Source organism: Flavobacterium sp. KACC 22758 (assembly GCF_028736135.1).
Lineage (GTDB): Bacteria > Bacteroidota > Bacteroidia > Flavobacteriales > Flavobacteriaceae > Flavobacterium > Flavobacterium johnsoniae.
Map to the genome: position 1 here is coordinate 1,140,510 of NZ_CP117878.1, position 19,815 is coordinate 1,160,324.

At 37.5% G+C, this 19,815-nt stretch carries 11 protein-coding genes, 2 tRNA genes and 3 rRNA genes; 7 read left to right on the forward strand and 9 right to left on the reverse strand.

Translation table 11 applies throughout. The features are described 5' to 3' along the window. Positions 1 to 49: 49 nt before the first annotated feature. The 4 genes from kdpA to PQ462_RS05000 all read right to left on the reverse strand — a co-directional run bounded on the left by kdpA (position 50) and on the right by PQ462_RS05000 (position 4,112). On the reverse strand, positions 50 to 1,771 hold the full coding sequence (gene kdpA, locus PQ462_RS04985) for a potassium-transporting ATPase subunit KdpA (protein WP_274252572.1): 1,722 nt from the start codon (positions 1,769 to 1,771) through the stop codon (positions 50 to 52). Positions 1,772 to 1,876: 105 nt separating this feature from the next. Then, complete coding sequence (gene kdpF / locus PQ462_RS04990; RefSeq protein ID WP_081909388.1) at positions 1,877 to 1,954, reverse strand: K(+)-transporting ATPase subunit F; 78 nt, start codon at positions 1,952 to 1,954, stop codon at positions 1,877 to 1,879. A 161-nt stretch (positions 1,955 to 2,115) separates the two neighbouring features. Next, complete coding sequence (locus tag PQ462_RS04995; RefSeq protein ID WP_012024048.1) at positions 2,116 to 2,397, reverse strand: DUF7674 family protein; 282 nt, start codon at positions 2,395 to 2,397, stop codon at positions 2,116 to 2,118. Positions 2,398 to 2,768: 371 nt separating this feature from the next. Further along, positions 2,769 to 4,112 carry a sigma-54-dependent transcriptional regulator gene (locus PQ462_RS05000; RefSeq protein WP_274252573.1) on the reverse strand — a complete coding sequence of 448 codons (1,344 nt, stop codon included), beginning with the start codon at positions 4,110 to 4,112 and terminating at the stop codon, positions 2,769 to 2,771. Between the two features lie 167 nt (positions 4,113 to 4,279). On the opposite strand from PQ462_RS05000, the gene PQ462_RS05005 reads away from it, so the two are divergent. After that, positions 4,280 to 5,491: a polysaccharide deacetylase family protein gene (locus PQ462_RS05005; RefSeq protein WP_274252574.1), complete on the forward strand. Its 1,212-nt coding sequence runs from the start codon at positions 4,280 to 4,282 to the stop codon at positions 5,489 to 5,491. Between the two features lie 251 nt (positions 5,492 to 5,742). Here the strand turns inward: PQ462_RS05005 and PQ462_RS05010 are convergent, their stop codons facing one another. From PQ462_RS05010 to PQ462_RS05025, 4 genes are all read right to left on the reverse strand, one after another. Further along, a complete protein-coding gene (locus tag PQ462_RS05010) occupies positions 5,743 to 9,282 on the reverse strand; it encodes an ABC transporter permease/M1 family aminopeptidase (RefSeq protein ID WP_274252575.1) in 3,540 nt (1,179 codons plus the stop codon). Positions 9,283 to 9,286: 4 nt separating this feature from the next. Continuing rightward, a complete protein-coding gene (locus PQ462_RS05015; RefSeq protein WP_274252576.1) occupies positions 9,287 to 10,171 on the reverse strand; it encodes an ABC transporter ATP-binding protein in 885 nt (294 codons plus the stop codon). Between the two features lie 115 nt (positions 10,172 to 10,286). Further along, positions 10,287 to 10,493 carry a helix-turn-helix domain-containing protein gene (locus PQ462_RS05020; RefSeq protein WP_012024053.1) on the reverse strand — a complete coding sequence of 69 codons (207 nt, stop codon included), beginning with the start codon at positions 10,491 to 10,493 and terminating at the stop codon, positions 10,287 to 10,289. A gap of 2 nt (positions 10,494 to 10,495) precedes the next feature. Beyond that, the gene (locus PQ462_RS05025) at positions 10,496 to 11,011 is read right to left on the reverse strand and encodes a DUF2975 domain-containing protein (protein WP_274252577.1); all 516 of its coding nucleotides are present in this window, start codon (positions 11,009 to 11,011) and stop codon (positions 10,496 to 10,498) included. Between the two features lie 174 nt (positions 11,012 to 11,185). On the opposite strand from PQ462_RS05025, the gene PQ462_RS05030 reads away from it, so the two are divergent. The 6 genes from PQ462_RS05030 (at position 11,186) to rrf (ending at position 18,420) form a co-directional block, all read left to right on the forward strand. Continuing rightward, on the forward strand, positions 11,186 to 12,202 hold the full coding sequence (locus tag PQ462_RS05030; RefSeq protein ID WP_274252578.1) for an LLM class flavin-dependent oxidoreductase: 1,017 nt from the start codon (positions 11,186 to 11,188) through the stop codon (positions 12,200 to 12,202). A gap of 950 nt (positions 12,203 to 13,152) precedes the next feature. Then, positions 13,153 to 14,666: ribosomal RNA gene (locus PQ462_RS05035) — 16S ribosomal RNA — on the forward strand. 126 nt (positions 14,667 to 14,792) lie between these two features. After that, a tRNA-Ile gene (locus PQ462_RS05040) sits at positions 14,793 to 14,866 on the forward strand. 140 nt (positions 14,867 to 15,006) lie between these two features. After that, positions 15,007 to 15,080 (forward strand) — tRNA-Ala (locus PQ462_RS05045). Positions 15,081 to 15,275: 195 nt separating this feature from the next. Next, positions 15,276 to 18,159: ribosomal RNA gene (locus PQ462_RS05050) — 23S ribosomal RNA — on the forward strand. 151 nt (positions 18,160 to 18,310) lie between these two features. Beyond that, positions 18,311 to 18,420: ribosomal RNA gene (gene rrf / locus PQ462_RS05055) — 5S ribosomal RNA — on the forward strand. Together the 16S, 23S and 5S rRNA genes with 2 tRNA genes alongside form the textbook arrangement of a ribosomal RNA operon. 301 nt (positions 18,421 to 18,721) lie before the next feature. On the opposite strand, the gene PQ462_RS05060 is transcribed toward rrf, so the two are convergent. Next, positions 18,722 to 19,741, reverse strand: a complete 1,020-nt coding sequence (locus PQ462_RS05060) for a proline-specific peptidase family protein (RefSeq protein WP_274252579.1) — start codon at positions 19,739 to 19,741, stop codon at positions 18,722 to 18,724. Positions 19,742 to 19,815: the final 74 nt, after the last annotated feature.

Here is a 19,815-nt window from a genome sequence, read left to right on the forward strand (position 1 = left end):
TTATTGATTTAGATTCTATGTTTCTATGTGTTTAAAATATCCAGCATTTTTATTTTAAAGTAAAGAATTCTGCCAATGGACCTAAAGCCAATGCCGGGAAGAATGATAAAGCAGCGATAATTGCGATTACGGCAAAAGTCATGATTCCGAAAATTGAGGTGTCGGTTTTTAAAGTTCCTGCACTCTCTGGAATGTATTTTTTACCTGCCAGTAAACCTGCAATTGCTAATGGCCCAATGATTGGAATAAAACGGCTTAACAGTAATACAATTCCTGTAGTGATATTCCAGAACGGATTATTATCTCCCAGACCTTCAAAACCAGAACCATTATTGGCAGCACTCGAAGTATATTCGTACAACATTTCTGAGAATCCGTGATTACCAGGATTGTTTAACCAGCCTGTTGCGTTGCCGTTAAACCAATAACCCATTGCAGTATCATGCGCAGCAAAATAAGAAGCTAAAGCAGTTCCGGCTAATATTAATAAAGGGTGAAGAATAGCGATGAAAGCAGCAATTTTAACCTCCCGCGCTTCGATTTTCTTCCCTAAAAATTCGGGAGTTCGGCCAACCATTAATCCTGAGATAAATACAGCCAGAATAATGAAAATGTAATAGTTTAGAATACCAACACCGCATCCTCCGTAAAAGGCATTTACCATCATAGATAATAATTGCATAGCGCCAGAAATAGGCATAGAACTATCGTGCATACTGTTTACAGAACCTGTAGAAATTACCGTTGTAGCAATGCTCCAGAAACCTGAAATTGCCGGGCCAAACCGAACTTCTTTTCCTTCCATCGCTCCGGTTACCTGTGCAATTCCCATTTTTTCGATAGCAGGATTTCCGTTAATTTCACTCATAACTGTTGGAACAACCAAGAGTAAGAAACCAACCGTCATTACACCAAAAATAATATTCGCTAATTTTCTTTTGTTGAGGAAAAATCCAAGAGCAAAAATCATTGCAAACGGAATAATCATCTGCGACCAAAGCTCAACTCCATTCGTAAAATAAGTTGGATTCTCTAATGGATGCGCTGAGTTGGCTCCAAAAAATCCACCACCATTTGTACCAATATGTTTAATAGCAATAAAGGCCGCAGCGGGTCCGCGAGAAACTTCTACATGATCACCTTGAAGCGTTGTAATAGCATCTTTACCTTCAAATGTCATTGGAGTACCGCTAAATACTAGTGCTACAGCTACAATTGCTGAAAGTGGTAATAAAATACGAGTACAGCTTTTGATGAAATAATTATAAAAATTACCCAGTTTTTCTGTAGTTCTTTCTTTCATTGCTGTAAAAATCATTGCGGCAGCAGCCATTCCGATACCAGCAGAAACAAATTGAAGAAACATCAAGACGATTTGTGAAAGGTAAGAAACCCCGCTTTCGCCTGAATAATGCTGTAAGTTACAATTGACTAAAAATGAAATGGCAGTATTAAATGCCAAATCAGGAGTCATCGATGGGTTGTTATCCGGATTTAAAGGTAAAGAACCCTGAAACAATAAGACAAAAAAGCAAAGAAAGAACCAAACCATATTAATGCTTAAAAGTGCTTTTAAGTGTTGTTTCCAGTTCATTTCTTCAGCCGAATTGATACCGCTGATTTTAAAAATAAATTTTTCAATTGGATTGAAAATCGGGTCAAGAAGTGTTTTGTCTCCCAAATACACTTTAGCAATATATTTTCCTAAAGGGATCGCTAAAACAATGGTTAGGATAAAAATACCAATGACGCCTAATAATTCTGTGTTCATAATTTTTATATTTTTTAGTGAAAGGTGAGAGGTGATTTGTAAAATGAGTTGATGAATAAAATTTGCATTTACATTTCACTTAAAGCATTTCACTTTTTACATGATTTAAAATTTTTCGGGTTTGATTAGTACATAAACCAAGTACACGAAAACGGCGATTGAAATGATAAATAGTGCAGTCATGATTTAGATTTTTTCAAAAAATTCAACTGACAGAAAACAAATTGCAAACAGTAAAACTGCTAAAGCAAGAAGAAGGATTGTGACCATGATTTTTATTTTAGATTTTTGAGTTCAGATTTCAGATTATGTTGAAGCGATTAAACGATTAAACAGTTAACCGATTAAACACCAGAAGCATTAACCTGCTTGATATATTCCGCTTTAAGCGTTTGAGGAAAAAGATGAGAAATATTGCAGTGGCGCATTTCCATAAAAGAAGAAACCGAAAAAACATACACATTAGAAATGGCATTTTTAGTTTCGATGCTTCCGGTTATGAATAAACGTTCGGCTAGAGCCAGACATTTCTTAGCTCTTACTATATTTCCAGAAATAATAGATTTTTTGGTTATCTCAGCAAACCGTTCGGCTTGTTTGTAGATTGAGGTTACTTGATTTTTCATTTGGAATGAATTTTTAATGTTCTTCCTCCTTATGCCAAAATATGTTCCGAAAAAGTTGAGTCACAGCTAAAGTGCTGTCAATAAAAGGGATGTAGTTTTGTGCCAAAAAATAGGCATAAAAAAAGCTTATCATTTTGATAAGCTTTTCTCGTTTTGATATGTTGTTATTGTCAAGCTCCAGAGGAGCGAAATATTTATAGAAATGATGAATCCACATTTATCAGAGCCCAGCGGGGTGACATATTTTTTCAGATTGCCTAGGTGTCGCTCCTCTGGAGCTTTTTCTCATTGGCAATAAATAATCTATAAATATTGTGATTCTCTGAAGCTTTGAGAATTGTAATTGATATTGAAATTGAATTTTGTTATTGTTATTGAATTTGATACTCTTCTAACTTGCGGTACAAAGTCGCAATTCCAATTTCTAATAATCGAGCCGTTTCTGCTTTATTCCCTTTAGTATAATTTAAAACCTTTTGTATATGCAGTTTTTCAACACTCTGCATTGAGAAAGCCGACATAGGTTTTGAATTATTTTCAGCCTGATGTTGCATTTCATAAGGTAGAACATCCGAAGTTAAAGTATCGCCATTACTTAAAATAACTGATCTTTCGATGATATTTTTAAGTTCGCGAATATTTCCAGGCCAGGAATAGTTTTCTAATTTCTGCAGAAAATCATCAGAGATTTGTAATGTTTTTTTATTCGTTTTTTCAGAAAACTGTTTCACGAAATAATGCGTCAAAACGCCAATATCTTTAATTCGTTCTCTTAAAGATGGCAGTTTTATTTCGAAGATATTTAATCGGAAATACAAATCAGAACGGAAGCGATGTTCGTCACTTTCTGTTTTTAAATCTCTATTTGTAGCGGCAATTAATCTAAAGTTTGATTTTTTAGGAGTCGTGTCACCAACCGGAATATATTCGCTGGTTTCTAAAACACGCAATAATTTGGCCTGAAGATCAATTGGCATTTCACCAATTTCATCCAGAAATAAAGTTCCGCCGTTTGCTTCTTCAATAAAACCCTTTTTATCTTTTACAGCTCCCGTAAAAGCACCTTGTTTATGACCAAAAAGTTCGCTTTCTAAAATTTCTTTTGTGAAAGTACTGCAGTTTAGAGCCACAAAAGATTTTCCTGCACGATTGCTATTTTCGTGAATCGCCTGCGCGAAAACTTCTTTTCCTGTTCCAGTTTCACCCGTAAGTAAGACAGTCGAATCGGTTTTGGCAACTTTTTGAGCAAGATCAATTACTTGTTCAATTCCTTTTGATTTTCCAATAATGGTATTAAAAGAATATTTATCGTTAATACGTTTTTCTAATTGCTGAACTTTTTTCTGTAGATGTACTTTTTCGACAGCTTTATAAAGAAGCGGAATAATTTTATCATTATCGTCGCCTTTTACAATATAATCAAAAGCGCCATTTTTCATTGCTTGAACGCCGTCTGGAATATTTCCGAAAGCAGTTAGCAGAATAACTTCTGTCAGCGGAAAACTGTTTTTTATATTTTGAACAAAATCGACACCGTTTCCGTCAGGCAGTTTTACGTCACACAAAACAACGTCAATATCAGTTTGCTCCAGTTTTTTAAAACCAGACTTTAAATCTTTCGCTTCAAAAACTTCAAATCCTTCCGATTTTATAATGCGAACCAGTAGACTTCTCAGTTTTTCTTCGTCGTCTATAATTAAAATTTTGTGTGTCATTTGCAGAAATGCTAAATCAAATTTTTGTAATTGATGTACAAAGTTAGGTTTAAAATCTGTTCACTTTTTTGAATCGACAGAAATTATTTTAAGCACTAGAATCAGTTTTAAAATATTTTTTTGAAAAAGAAATGTACTTTTAAGTCGAAAATGAATCCCTAAAATTTATGCCAAAACGAATTCTTCTTATAATAATTATCGTAATCTTCGGAAGCGTTAATGGTTTTTCAAATGGAATTATCGAAAAAGATTCTTCAAAATCGAAAACTATTTCATTCAAAATAAAATTGAAATCGACGGATAAAGTAACAATTGCCGTTTCTCCATTAAAATACAACAAACATTTGGCGTATAGTTTTACGCTTGACGATGGCTACAGATCTGCTTATTTAACCGCTTTTCCATTATTGAATGGAGGAAAAATCAGTAATTCATCCATTAACGAATGGAAAATTGATCAAGGTGGAGATGGAACAGTTTCAGAAGGGCTTTTTTATTCGGACGGAATGGGAAATAAAATTCCGTTTAAATTGGCTTTAGCGATCAATGGAGGTTCAATTCGAGATCTACCAGAAAACCGCGGACATCTTTCGTGGGCTGAAATTAAAGAAATGTACAATGCTGGCTGGGATATTTTAAATCACAGTTTTCATCATGCAACAAAACATGGAACTAAGTACTTGACAGAAGTAACCGAAAATACTACTTCAATAAAACAAAATCTAGATTTTACCATGTCGCATTTTGTAGTTCCTGGCGGAGAAGGTGATGAGAAATATTATTTAGAATATGAAAAAGAAGCTTTGGCCAATGGAAATTTATCTGTTGCTTCTTATTACGGTGTAGGGCCAGTTTTTAAAGTAGATTCAAAAGTAGATTTAGATAAAATGATTTCTGCTCGAACTTTTGTTCAGAGTTTAAAAGACACTACAAGTTTTAAAACGATGGATAAATATTTAAAAACGATAGATTCTATTGTAAAACAAAAAGATCCAGTTTGGTTTAACGAATTCACACACGGAACGGGAAATACAAACTTGTGGAATCTAAGCATGCGTTTTCCTGATTTCAAATACTATATGACAACGCTTGCCAACAAATACGGATTAAAAGGAAATGATTCGATCTGGATGGCGCCGTGGCAAGAAGTTTACGAATACATTTGGTTAAGAGACGGAATCAAAGTCGATTTTCAGCAGAAAAATAAAGAAGTAATAGTTACAATTAAACTTCCGGAAATTCCAGAAACTTTTAGGAATCGTGATATTTCTTTGAATGTAGAAACTGCATCAAAATTTCAAATCGAATCCAACAAAGATTTGAAAATTAAAGACGACGGAAAAACAACTCATAAACAGATTTTAATTCAATTGAGATAAAAGTTTTTTGCCACAGATTAAAAGGATTAAAATGATTTTTTTTGCCACGAATTCACGAATTTCTCTAATTCCTATTTTTGACTGATTTTTATTTCAAACATAGCCCGTGGTTTCAACCACGGGTACACAATATCTAATTATACCCAATTCGTAACGTTTCCCGCGGTTGAAACCGCGAGCTATATTTTGAGCATTTGTGAAAAACTAAAATTAAAAATTAGTGGAAATTCGTGGAATTAGTGGCAAAAAAACTAATCAATTTCCTTTTCGTTATCCTTTATAAAAGTATCAATATTCATTAAATACGGATCAATAACAATGCGTTGAGGTTTTGTTTTGAGTTTGATTTTTCCTTCAATTGTATTGTTCTGGATTGGAAAAGTATAATTAAATAAGTTTCCGTTTTCATCATAAATTCCAATATGTATAGTGGCATCGTTTGCGATTTGTTTTCTTTGTCCTGTTGCATTTTCTTTATATTTCTGAGAAAACGCTTTAAATGAAACCTCATAAAAACCATTCTTTTTAATACTTGAAACAGCTTCTATTTTTGAGGAATAGGTAATAATCTGCTTAAACATTTCGTCCAGTTTAGAATGCAGCTTTTTATCCGTTACAGCATAAATTTCTTTTAATAAAGCCTCAGAATCAGGAAACGGATTTGGATATTTATAATGATTCAGAAAATTTTTCAAAGCCAGATTTACTTTTTCTTCACCAATTAAAATCCGAAGCTGATGCATTACCAGCATTCCTTTGTCATAAGGTAAATGCGGTGTGTCATAATTCGTTTTATACAAAGGAGTTTCAGGATCATAACTTCGGCTGCTCAAATATAGATCCAGATGAATTTTTAAAGTTTCGAGCGCTTTTTCCAAGCCATGCTCTTTTTCATAAAGCATCAATTCGGTGTATTGCGCCAAGGTTTCAGTCAAAATCCAGCTTCCTTCTTTTTGTTCCGGACTTATTTGGGAATTTCCCCACCATTCGTGCGACAATTCATGCGCCGTTAATTGATTAATCACATCTTCTTTATCCTTGTTGTTGAGGTTGCTGTAAAATCCGAAATTTTCTTTCATAAAAACGGTCGACGGATATGAAGTCGCAGCAAATCCATCGACGAAAGCAGAAACTTCGGCATAACGAATCGTTTTATACGGATATTTGCCAAAATTATTTTGGCAGTAATCTAAAGTATTTTTTACATCCTGAATTAGTTTTTTAATGTTTCTCGAATGTCTTTTATCATAAAAAACTTCAATCGAAATACCTTTATAATTTGTTTTTTGGATTCTATATTCAGCAGATGAAAAAGCAAATCGAAACGGAATCTTGCCGTTAGATTTATAATGAAAATAATTGCGATCTTTTTTTTTCCAATTTCCAATTAAATCTCCAAACCCAATCGCCGTTTGGTTTTTAGAAGTCGAAACCAGAGCATCATAATCAACAAAATCATATTTAATTTCCGATTTGTCTTCTAGCTTTTTAAGAGGCGTCTGAAGTTTCAAATATCTTTTTGCCCTCTCTTTTTTACTACTGATTTCATTCGATTCCTGATAACCAAAAAGCGGAAAGTAACGGCTTATCCGCATAAATGATCCATTTTCGATTATAGAATTAAAGGCAGTATGTCCTTTAAATGGTGACCACGACGACTCAAAAGAAAAATTCATTTTCATTTTCTGTTGAGGTAACAAAGGTTTTTCCAATCGATACCAATAATGATGAAATGCCGAAACATCATCTAGATTTTTCGAATTCGGAATTTCAATAGAAGTCAGTTTCGAATTTCGATCTATATATAGGAGTAAACTATCAATTGGTTTTTCAGAATCATTGATCAATTCATAAACGCCTTTTACTTCATAACGATTTTCCTCAGGAAATAAATCGACTCTACTTTTTACAGAACCAATCGTGGGCTGAGCAAGATTGGTGTATTTTTTAAATTGAGTTTCATATTGCTCGCTCCAGTTATTCTGATCGTCTTCGGTGAAATATGGATATTCGATATTCGTTTTATAAAAAAGATAACTTCCAAAACCAATAAAAAGAATAATTCCCAATGCAAAAGTTGTTTTTTGAAAGCCATTAAATGAATTTCTCCGAAAGGTTTTTAAAACTGAAGCATTTCTTTTCCATAAAATTCCTGTCAAAGTAAGAAGCAGTAAAGCCAATCCGAAATTGTACAGCATCGAAATATGAAACGGAAAAGTATATTTTCCGAAACCATTCAAATCAAAATATTCTCTTTTAAAAGCATCTCCAAATCGAAGTAAAGGATGCGAAATTCCCAATTGTTCTCCAATTCCCGTACAAAACAAAATGCAGACAAAAGCAGCAACCGAAAGTCCGACATATTTATTTTTAATAAAAGTTTGAATTGCGATTATTAAAATTGAGATTAATAACAACGGAAATCCGAGATAATAAAACAAAGAAAGATAGATGCCAATTTCGATTGGAGCATTGGCATTCGCAATCTGAAAGGCGCATCCAATCAAAATACTAATGCTGATAATGAGTAACGGAATGATAAAAAGTGCCGTCAGTTTGGCCAATAAAATCACAAATTGAGAATACGGTGCGGTATTTTCGAGCATTTCAAATCTCGAATTTTCGCTTCGGTTTAATAATTCACTGCTGTAAAAGAGAAGAATCAAGATCAGAATAAAAGGTAGACGATCCATTATGGTGGAAATCATTAAAGCCGTATCGGTAATTTTTTCGGCTAATCTTATTCCGCCGTCAATTTCATCCGAAATTTCGATTGCCAACAATCCCCAAAATAAAAGAACAATCAATAAAAACGGAATTCCTTTTACAACTAAAAAAATATCCAGCTTGATATTGCTTTTAAAAACAGCAAAATTATGATTGAAAGTTTTGAACTCGATGTTTTTTGGAATTTCCGAAGAAAAGATTTTTGCTTCTTTTGAAATAGTTTTTTGCGTTTTTATCTTTTTGGTTTTTGTTTTTCGGAAGGAAAATAATCGATACGAAACAAAAAGTAAAGGCAGTGAAACTGAAATCCACAACAATCGATTAAATAAAAAGTTCCCCGAAAGTGAAACCAGTTCGGTGTTTTTTTCAATTGCAGTCCAATATCTCGTTTGTTCTAAAAACGCTGCCAAACCAAACGGATCTATTTTTGCTGCCAAAGACATGGCTTTCGCCGAAGACGGTGAAGCATTTGCAAAGATGGGCGAATTAGAAAAAATAGAACCCGCTATATATAAGATGTAAATTAATAAACCGCCAACATAGATAAAAAGTTTATTTCGCGTAAGCCACGCCAAAGCCGTCAATATAGAAAGACACAGAAAAATATTCGGAATCACAATTACAAAATACGGCCAGAGATAATTTATAGTTTCAAAAGGACCGATTTCGCTTTTAGAAAGCCACGGCATTTGATGTCCAACGATCATTCCTGTAATGAACATTCCAAAAGAAACTACGGCGATTGCAAACGCAGTAATAAATTTAGGTGCCAAATAATGAAACTTAGAAATAGGAGAGGAGAAAATAATCGAATCGAATTTCGTTTCATATTCCTTTAAAAAACTTTGTGCAACCTGAAGCGTAATCGAAAATATCGTCATCAGCGAAATTAGGCCAATCGCATAAGTAAGCACATACGGACTATTTTTGTAAGCACCCGAAAAAGAAAAATTCGCAAAAGCACTCACAAAAAATCCTAAAACCAAATAAATAATAAACGCGGCATAAAATGTCCAGCTTCTGGTATTGTTATGCCATTCAAATTGAATTAATTTAGAAAGCATAACATTAATTTTTAAGTTGATTTTGAGCTAAAACACTAAAATAAACATCGCTTAAATCGGGCGATATCAATTCGAAACCAGAATCTGGACGTTCATGGGAGAAAACATGAATATTGATTTTTCCTGAATTTAAGTTAGACGAAATGATATTAAAGTTCGATTGATGCTCTTTCAGTTCTGTTTTCTGAATCGCTTTCATCCAGATTTTATCTTTCAAAGAATCAATCGCTTCGTTTGGTTTTCCTTCCAAAATCAATTTTCCGTTAGAAATAATCGCCATCTTAGGGCATAAATCGCGAACGTCTTCTACAATATGCGTCGATAAAACCACGATAATGCTTTCACCAATTTCACTCAACAAATTATTAAATCGGTTTCTTTCCTCCGGATCAAGTCCCGCAGTAGGTTCATCCACAATAATAATCTTCGGGTTTCCCAATAATGCCTGAGCAATTCCAAATCGCTGACGCATTCCGCCAGAAAAAGAATGAACCGCTTTCTCTTTATGCTGCAGTAAATTCGTCTGCTGTAATAAAAACAAAATTTGATCGTGTCGTTCCTTTTTATCGACAATTCCTTTTAAAACTGCCAAATGATCGAGCAGTCGATAAGCAGAAATTTTAGGATAAACGCCAAATTCCTGTGGCAGATAACCCAAATTTTGCCTGATGAACATTGGATTTTCTAGAATATTAATTCCGTTAAATTCAATAATTCCCGAAGTAGGTTCTTGTAAAGCGGCAATAGTTCGCATTAAAGTCGATTTTCCGGCGCCGTTTGGGCCGAGTAAACCAAACATTCCGTTTGTAATTTCAAGCGATAAATCGGCAATCGCTTTTGTGCCGTTCTCATACGTTTTGCTGAGATTTTTGATTGATAAACTGTTCATTTTTTGAGTGATTTTGATGATTGAATTGAACTATGATTTAAAAAATTTAGGCAATAGAATACCTGTCGGCTTCAAAAACCGATTTATTAAGAGTGAAATAAGATTTAAAAGAAAGCTATTCTGCCACGTATTCTAAAATGTCCCCAGGCTGGCAATCCAATATTTTACAAATAGCTTCGAGAGTATCAAACCGAATTCCTTTTGCTTTTCCCGTTTTTAGAATCGATAAATTGGCAGGTGTAATATCTAGTTTTTCTGCCAACTCTTTACTTTGCATCTTGCGTTTGGCAAGCATTACATCAACATTTACAATTATTGGCATAGTTATATAAATAAGTCTTGTTCGTTCTGAAGGTTTAAACCTTGTTTAAAAATGGCGGCTAAAAAGTAAGCGAAAACACCCAGCATTCCGTGTAATAATATAAAAAGTGAAACTTCATTATCTAATGGAACAAAAAAGAAAGCCACAAATAATACAGTACTCGGAATTAGTAAATTGGATAAATAGAAACGCCTTAAATGAGAAATTCCGTTTTGCGTAAATAATTTAGGCTGAAAAAATACTTTAAAAACATTACTGCTCAATAAAAAGAAAAGCCCATATAAACTCAGTGGAGCCAAAAAATCAAAAAGAATATACGGCAAGTTGTAATCACCTAACATTAAAGGATGAGAAGTAAAAGGATAACAAACCTGAAAATACTTTCCGTTGTTCTTAAAATTCAAAAACAATCCCGTTAGTAAAGTAAAAACAGAATATCCGGCCAAAAAGAAATAAACCACAGACAAAAATCGGGTAAAGTAAAATAATATTCTAGATACAATATGAGTTGTCTTCATATAATGAAAAGTTAGATTGATATTGCAAATGTATAATTAATTATTGTAAAACAATAATTAATTATTAAAAAAGAAACTTTTAGATAGTTTTAGAAATATTATAAATCTATTAACATTAGAAAACAAAAGGCATCCATATAAAAGGCTTAATTTTGCATATTAGCATTTTTTTATATGAAAAACCCAATTTCAGTCTCATTATTAGAGCTCGCTATCATCACTCAGGATAGCAATGCCACAGAAACATTTCAAAAAACAAAAGACATAGCGCAATTAGCAGATACTTTAGGATACAAGCGATTTTGGCTTGCAGAACATCACAATATGGCACATGTTGCCAGTACAGCAACGGTTGTTTTGATTGGTTATGTAGCAAGTCAGACCAAAAATATCCGTGTAGGTTCTGGCGGAATCATGCTCCCAAATCATTCTCCTTTAGTAGTTGCCGAACAATTTGGAACCCTGGAAACCCTTTATCCAAACCGAATCGATTTAGGTTTAGGAAGAGCACCTGGAACAGATCAGCCAACTGCAGAAGCGATCAGAAAAGACTTTTTCGAGCAGGCACAGCGTTTTCCGCAAAACGTAAGCAAACTCCAAGAGTATTTTTCAAGCGAAAATGAAACTGGAAAAGTACGCGCATTCCCAGCTGAAGGATTAAAAGTTCCTATCTGGATTTTAGGTTCAAGTATGGACAGTGCGGCTTTGGCAGCAGCTTACGGATTGCCTTATGCTTTTGCCGGACACTTTGCGCCAAAACTGATGATTCAGGCATTTGAATTTTATAGAGAAAATTTCCAGCCTTCAGAATATTTAGATAAACCGAAAACAATGGCTTGTCTGAATATAATAGCTGCAGATACCAATGAAGAAGCAGAACTATTGTCTACAAGTTTGTATCAAATGTTCCTGAACCTAATTAGAAACGACCGCAAAGGCCTACAACCGCCGGTTCCGTCATTAGACGACATCATGAACGAAGCAGAACGTTTTCATGTCAACCAAATGACAGCTGGAACTTTCACAGGAAACAGAGAACAATTAAAAACCGATTTGGAAAAGTTTATAGACTACGCAAGAATCGACGAACTAATGGTGACAAGCCCAATCTTCGATCATCAGGCGAAATTAAAAAGCATCCAGATCACAAAAGAAGTAATCGACAGTTTAAATGAAAGTATACATATATAAGTATACTATATATAAGAGTAGATTTCATTCCCGCAACCCGACAGGTTTTTAAAACCTGTCGGGTTTATTTTTGTACATATATTAAGTAGAAAACTTAGATTGTCATGCTGAGCGAAGTCGAAGCTCTTTTATACATATACAATAAGGGGCAGTTTCCCGCTATCCGTTCCAATCTTTTGTGCCGAACCCCGGCACAAAAGGATTTCCACTTTTATCGGGGCTGCGAAAATCTTTTGAAAAAGGAAATTTTAGGGTCAACAAGATAATTGGAGAAGAAAAAGCTGATGCTCTTGCTTGATTTGAGAATTAAAATAAGATCAAAAACACGGCTTAAAAGCTGAAAACTCTGTAAAATCGGCAAACCCGAACCCGTGTAAAATACGAAATCCACAGTTATACCAAGAAAAACCTCACAGCTATTCAAGAAAGTTGAGATTGTAAATCAGCTGTTATGAGTTAGTTAAGAAAAAGTTTTAAAAAAGATTGAAATTATATAAGGAAAAGGCTTGTAAATGTAAATAAAGGTGGTACTTTTGCACCCGCAACAGCGAAAAACGTTCACAGAAATACTGACAGGCAATACGAATTAAAAGAGAAGAAATTTTCAAAAAAAAAGATTCGAAAAAGCTTGTGGGATTTGAAAATGCTTTTTACATTTGCACCCCGCAAAACACGGAAAGTTCATTGAGAGACTGGCAGGAAAAGAAGAAAAACAGAGACGAAAAAAAAGTTTCAAATTTTTTTTAAATTTTTCTTGCGAGAAACAAAAAGAAGTTTTAGTTTTGCACCCGCTTTGAGAGACAAGCGAAAGACAAAGAAATTACGTTCGTAGACATATTGAATTGACAGCCGTTTTAACAGAGATGTTAGAACAAAAGAAATAAGAGTAATAGAATCGAAAGATTCGAAATGAACCGATAGATATTTGTCGAGATATAATATTAAAATATACGATGAAGAGTTTGATCCTGGCTCAGGATGAACGCTAGCGGCAGGCTTAACACATGCAAGTCGAGGGGTATAGCACTTCGGTGCTAGAGACCGGCGCACGGGTGCGTAACGCGTATGCAATCTGCCTTTCACAGAGGGATAGCCCAGAGAAATTTGGATTAATACCTCATAGTATTATGGAGTGGCATCACTTTATAATTAAAGTCACAACGGTGAAAGATGAGCATGCGTCCCATTAGCTGGTTGGTAAGGTAACGGCTTACCAAGGCTACGATGGGTAGGGGTCCTGAGAGGGAGATCCCCCACACTGGTACTGAGACACGGACCAGACTCCTACGGGAGGCAGCAGTGAGGAATATTGGTCAATGGACGCAAGTCTGAACCAGCCATGCCGCGTGCAGGATGACGGTCCTATGGATTGTAAACTGCTTTTGTACGAGAAGAAACATCCCGACGTGTCGGGACTTGACGGTATCGTAAGAATAAGGATCGGCTAACTCCGTGCCAGCAGCCGCGGTAATACGGAGGATCCAAGCGTTATCCGGAATCATTGGGTTTAAAGGGTCCGTAGGCGGTTTAGTAAGTCAGTGGTGAAAGCCCATCGCTCAACGGTGGAACGGCCATTGATACTGCTGAACTTGAATTACTGGGAAGTAACTAGAATATGTAGTGTAGCGGTGAAATGCTTAGATATTACATGGAATACCAATTGCGAAGGCAGGTTACTACCAGTTTATTGACGCTGATGGACGAAAGCGTGGGGAGCGAACAGGATTAGATACCCTGGTAGTCCACGCCGTAAACGATGGATACTAGCTGTTGGGCGCAAGTTCAGTGGCTAAGCGAAAGTGATAAGTATCCCACCTGGGGAGTACGAACGCAAGTTTGAAACTCAAAGGAATTGACGGGGGCCCGCACAAGCGGTGGAGCATGTGGTTTAATTCGATGATACGCGAGGAACCTTACCAAGGCTTAAATGCAGACTGACCGATTTGGAAACAGATCTTTCGCAAGACAGTTTACAAGGTGCTGCATGGTTGTCGTCAGCTCGTGCCGTGAGGTGTCAGGTTAAGTCCTATAACGAGCGCAACCCCTGTTGTTAGTTGCCAGCGAGTAGTGTCGGGAACTCTAACAAGACTGCCAGTGCAAACTGTGAGGAAGGTGGGGATGACGTCAAATCATCACGGCCCTTACGCCTTGGGCTACACACGTGCTACAATGGCCGGTACAGAGAGCAGCCACTGGGTGACCAGGAGCGAATCTATAAAGCCGGTCACAGTTCGGATCGGAGTCTGCAACTCGACTCCGTGAAGCTGGAATCGCTAGTAATCGGATATCAGCCATGATCCGGTGAATACGTTCCCGGGCCTTGTACACACCGCCCGTCAAGCCATGGAAGCTGGGGGTGCCTGAAGTCGGTGACCGCAAGGAGCTGCCTAGGGTAAAACTGGTAACTAGGGCTAAGTCGTAACAAGGTAGCCGTACCGGAAGGTGCGGCTGGAACACCTCCTTTCTAGAGCCTGAGTGTTAGCAGTAATGCACGCTTGGGAAAAATGATGAAATTTAAAGGTTTTGAATTTTAGATTGTATTACTCTTGCTGTTAATTTAAAAAAAAATGATAAAAATTAAGTAAAACAGAGTCTCGTAGCTCAGCTGGTTAGAGTACTACACTGATAATGTAGGGGTCGGCAGTTCGAGTCTGCCCGGGACTACTTTTTAAGAATTGGCAATTAATAATTGTTGATTGCTAATTAAAAAGACTGAAAAGCTTAAAAAGAAGGAAATTCTAGAGTTGAAAGATTACGGATTACAAATAATTCCTAATTCATAATTCACAATTCATAATTAGATTGGGGGATTAGCTCAGCTGGCTAGAGCGCCTGCCTTGCACGCAGGAGGTCAACGGTTCGACTCCGTTATTCTCCACGATTTTAGTCATAAAGATTAAAGTCATAAAGTCCAAAGTGATTCACTTGGCGGCTTTTGACTTTTGATCTTCGGCTGGATAAAGTTCATTGACATATTGAGATAAGAAAATAATAAGAAAGTAGAAAGCGTTTTTTACAATTTTATTGTAAAAAACAAAAAAAAACGGTCTTGTTTTAAGTAACAAGATTGGTACAATAAGCAAAATAAGGGCGTATGGGGAATGCCTAGGCTCTCAGAGGCGATGAAGGACGTGATAAGCTGCGAAAAGCTGCGGGGACTGGCACACACAGATTGATCCGCAGGTATCCGAATGGGGCAACCCGCTATATTGAAGATATAGCACACCGATAGGTGGGCAAACCCGCTGAACTGAAACATCTAAGTAGGCGGAGGAGAAGAAAACAAAAGTGATTCCGTAAGTAGTGGCGAGCGAACGCGGATTAGCCCAAACCAGTGCTGTTACGGCAGTGCTGGGGTTGTAGGACCACGACATTTTATGCATGCAGAACCGGAAGTTACTGGAAAGTGACGCCATAGAGGGTGATAGCCCCGTATGGGTAATAAATGTAATAGATAGTGGTATCCTGAGTAGGGCGGGGCACGTGAAACCCTGTCTGAATTCGGCGGGACCATCCGCTAAGGCTAAATACTCCTGAGAGACCGATAGTGAACCAGTACCGTGAGGGAAAGGTGAAAAGAACCGTGAATAACGGAGTGAAATAGATCCTGAAACCATACGCTTACAAGCGGTCGGAGCCCTTTCGTGGGGTGACGGCGTGCCTTTTGCATAATGAGCCTACGAGTTAACGCTGCTGGCAAGGATAAGTACTTCAGGTATGGATCCGCAGCGAAAGCGAGTCTGAATAGGGCGCTTTAGTCAGTAGTGTTAGACGCGAAACCGTGTGATCTACCCATGGGCAGGTTGAAGCTGTGGTAACACACAGTGGAGGACCGAACCGGTTGACGTTGAAAAGTCTTCGGATGACCTGTGGGTAGGGGTGAAAGGCCAATCAAACTCGGAAATAGCTCGTACTCCCCGAAATGCATTTAGGTGCAGCGTTGGTTATAAAGTTATACAGAGGTAGAGCTACTGATTGGATGCGGGGGCTTCACCGCCTACCAATTCCTGACAAACTCCGAATGCTGTATAATGTTCACTAACAGTGAGGGCTTGGGTGCTAAGGTCCAAGTCCGAGAGGGAAAGAACCCAGACCATCAGCTAAGGTCCCCAAATATATGCTAAGTTGAAAGAACGAGGTTTGTCTGCCCAGACAGCTAGGATGTTGGCTTGGAAGCAGCCATTCATTTAAAGAGTGCGTAACAGCTCACTAGTCGAGCGGACGAGCATGGATAATAATCGGGCATAAGCATATTACCGAAGCTATGGATTTGCAAGTAATTGCAAGTGGTAGGGGAGCATTCTAACAGGGTTGAAGGTTTTTCGTAAGGAGGGCTGGACTGGTTAGAAAAGAAAATGTAGGCATAAGTAACGATAATGCGGGCGAGAAACCCGCACACCGAAAAACTAAGGTTTCCACAGCTATGCTAATCAGCTGTGGGTTAGTCTGGTCCTAAGGCGAACCCGAAAGGGACAGTCGATGGCCAACGGGTTAATATTCCCGTACTACTAATTACTGTGATGGGGTGACGGAGTGATGAAAGCGCCGCGAACTGACGGAATAGTTCGTTGAAGTACCTAGCTATAGGTCCTGTAGTAAAATGCGCAGGAACTGGTGAAATACGATAGTACTCGGAGTCTTCGGACAAAGAGATAGTGCGCCTAAGGGCTTCCAAGAAAAACCTCTAAACTTCAGGTAATTAGTACCAGTACCGTAAACCGACACAGGTAGTTGAGGAGAGAATCCTAAGGTGCTCGAGAGATTCATGGCTAAGGAATTAGGCAAAATAGACCTGTAACTTCGGGAGAAAGGTCGCCCTGAGCAATCAGGGCCGCAGTGAAGAGGTCCAGGCGACTGTTTATCAAAAACACAGGGCTCTGCAAAATCGTAAGATGAAGTATAGGGCCTGACACCTGCCCGGTGCTGGAAGGTTAAGAGGAGATGTTATCTTCGGAGAAGCATTGAATTGAAGCCCCAGTAAACGGCGGCCGTAACTATAACGGTCCTAAGGTAGCGAAATTCCTTGTCGGGTAAGTTCCGACCTGCACGAATGGTGTAACGATCTGGACACTGTCTCAGCCATGAGCTCGGTGAAATTGTAGTAACGGTGAAGATGCCGTTTACCCGCAGTGGGACGAAAAGACCCTGTGCACCTTTACTATAGCTTAGTATTGACCTTGGATAAATGATGTGTAGGATAGGTTGGAGACTATGAAGCGGCGTCGCCAGGCGTTGTGGAGTCATTGTTGAAATACAACCCTTTGTTTATCTGAGGCCTAACCCCGTGCTGCGGGGGACAGTGCTTGGTGGGTAGTTTGACTGGGGTGGTCGCCTCCAAAAGAGTAACGGAGGCTTCTAAAGGTTCCCTCAGTACGCTTGGTAACCGTGCGTAGAGTGCAATGGCATAAGGGAGCTTGACTGAGAGACATACAGGTCGATCAGGTACGAAAGTAGAGCATAGTGATCCGGTGGTTCCGCATGGAAGGGCCATCGCTCAAAGGATAAAAGGTACGCCGGGGATAACAGGCTGATCTCCCCCAAGAGCTCATATCGACGGGGGGGTTTGGCACCTCGATGTCGGCTCGTCACATCCTGGGGCTGGAGAAGGTCCCAAGGGTTGGGCTGTTCGCCCATTAAAGTGGCACGCGAGCTGGGTTCAGAACGTCGTGAGACAGTTCGGTCTCTATCTACTGCGGGCGTTAGAAATTTGAGTGGATCTGATTCTAGTACGAGAGGACCGAATTGGACTAACCTCTAGTGTATCTGTTGTCCCGCCAGGGGCACCGCAGAGTAGCTACGTTGGGAAGGGATAAGCGCTGAAAGCATATAAGCGCGAAACCCACCACAAGATGAGATTTCTTTTAAGGATCGTGGAAGATGACCACGTTGATAGGCTATAGATGTAAAGGCAGTAATGTCATAGTCGAGTAGTACTAATAATCCGTAAGCTTATGTACACCCTTTTCCCGGGCCGAAAGGCTCGGGAGGAAACTTTCTAAAACAAAACTTACTTTTCTTTATCTCAGTATGTTAAAATATTGTTTAATTGATAATTAACAATTTATAATTGATAATTAATAATTAAAAGCTGCTAGCAGCGAATAGCCTTAAGGTGGTTATTGCGGCGGGGCTCACCTCTTCCCATCCCGAACAGAGAAGTTAAGCCCGCCTGCGCAGATGGTACTGCAGTTTTGTGGGAGAGTATGTCGTCGCCTTTCTTTTGAAAACCCTATCCAAATCGGATAGGGTTTTTTGTTTTTATTAATGTTTTGGATTTGTTGCCGATCGCTGTTGTGAAAAATATTCTCCCAAGATGGATTACTCTCTTTATGTTTTACATTGTTTTTCTCCTTTAGTTTTTATTGTTTTAATATGTAACAGGATTTCCTGCGGCTTGAAACCACAGGAAATGTTTTTAATTACTTATAAAAGTTCTGGATTCGGTTTTGATAACTATATGTGAGAAAATTTATTAAATTTTATATTGTACGCTGTAAATCAGTTATTTGTGTTTGTTGCTTAATTGACTTTTTCATCATTGATATCATTAATAAAATCAATAACACCATTCATAAACACTTTTTGATCGTCCCACATTGCTAAATGGCTTCCATTTGGACAGTATAAATAACGGCCTTTTTTGACTAATTTGCTTTGTTCCTCCATTGCTTTTGGATCCATCGTGTCGTATTTTGCTCCAATCATAAGGGTGGGAATAGTAATTTCATAAAGTCTGTTTTTAATATCCCATTTGGCTAATCTTCCACTGATACCAAATTCACTCGGACCTTGCATTAAGGCATAAATTTCTCCATTTACATGTTTGCTGGCACGATTTAATCCGTCTGGCCATTCATCTAATCTGCATAAATGTTCTTTATAAAAATTTGGAAGCAATAATTCCATATAACGTGGATTTTCAAAATCTTTTTTAGCTTCTAAATTTCTAATTTCTTTTAAAACTTCTGGTTTCATTTGTTTTGCCAGAACCTCATCAGCATATTTTCCATATTCTGGGGCGCTTGCCATCATATTAGAAACTAATAATCCTTTCATGTTTTGCTGATATTTCAATGCATATTCCATTGCAAGAATGCCTCCCCATGAATTTCCAAGAACATAAAAATTGTCTTTATCAGCATTAATTGCTTTGCGGACTTGTTCTACTTCATCTACAAATCGGTCAATAGTCCATAAGCTGCTATCTTTTGGCTGGTCGCTGTAGTAAGATCCTAATTGATCATATTCGTAAAATTCAAATCCTTCACGCTGGAAAAATGTTTCAAAACATTCCATATATTCGTGTGTCATTGCTGGACCTCCATGCAATAATAAAACTTTGATTTTTGGATTAGTACCAAATCGTTTTGTCCAGACTTTAAATTCTCCAACGGGAGTTTTTATTGGGATCATTTTTACTCCTGCAGTTTCAACTTTTTCTTTATCATATGTAAAATAGTCTGATAAGATATTGGTATTGTTTTCATTTTTACATGATGTTAAAAGTAAAAGAGAGGAAAGGACAATAATACTGCGCATGGTTTTAGTTTTTAATGATTTAGACTAATTTACAAATTATATTTTGCAGTAGACTTTTTGATTGTATTATTTTA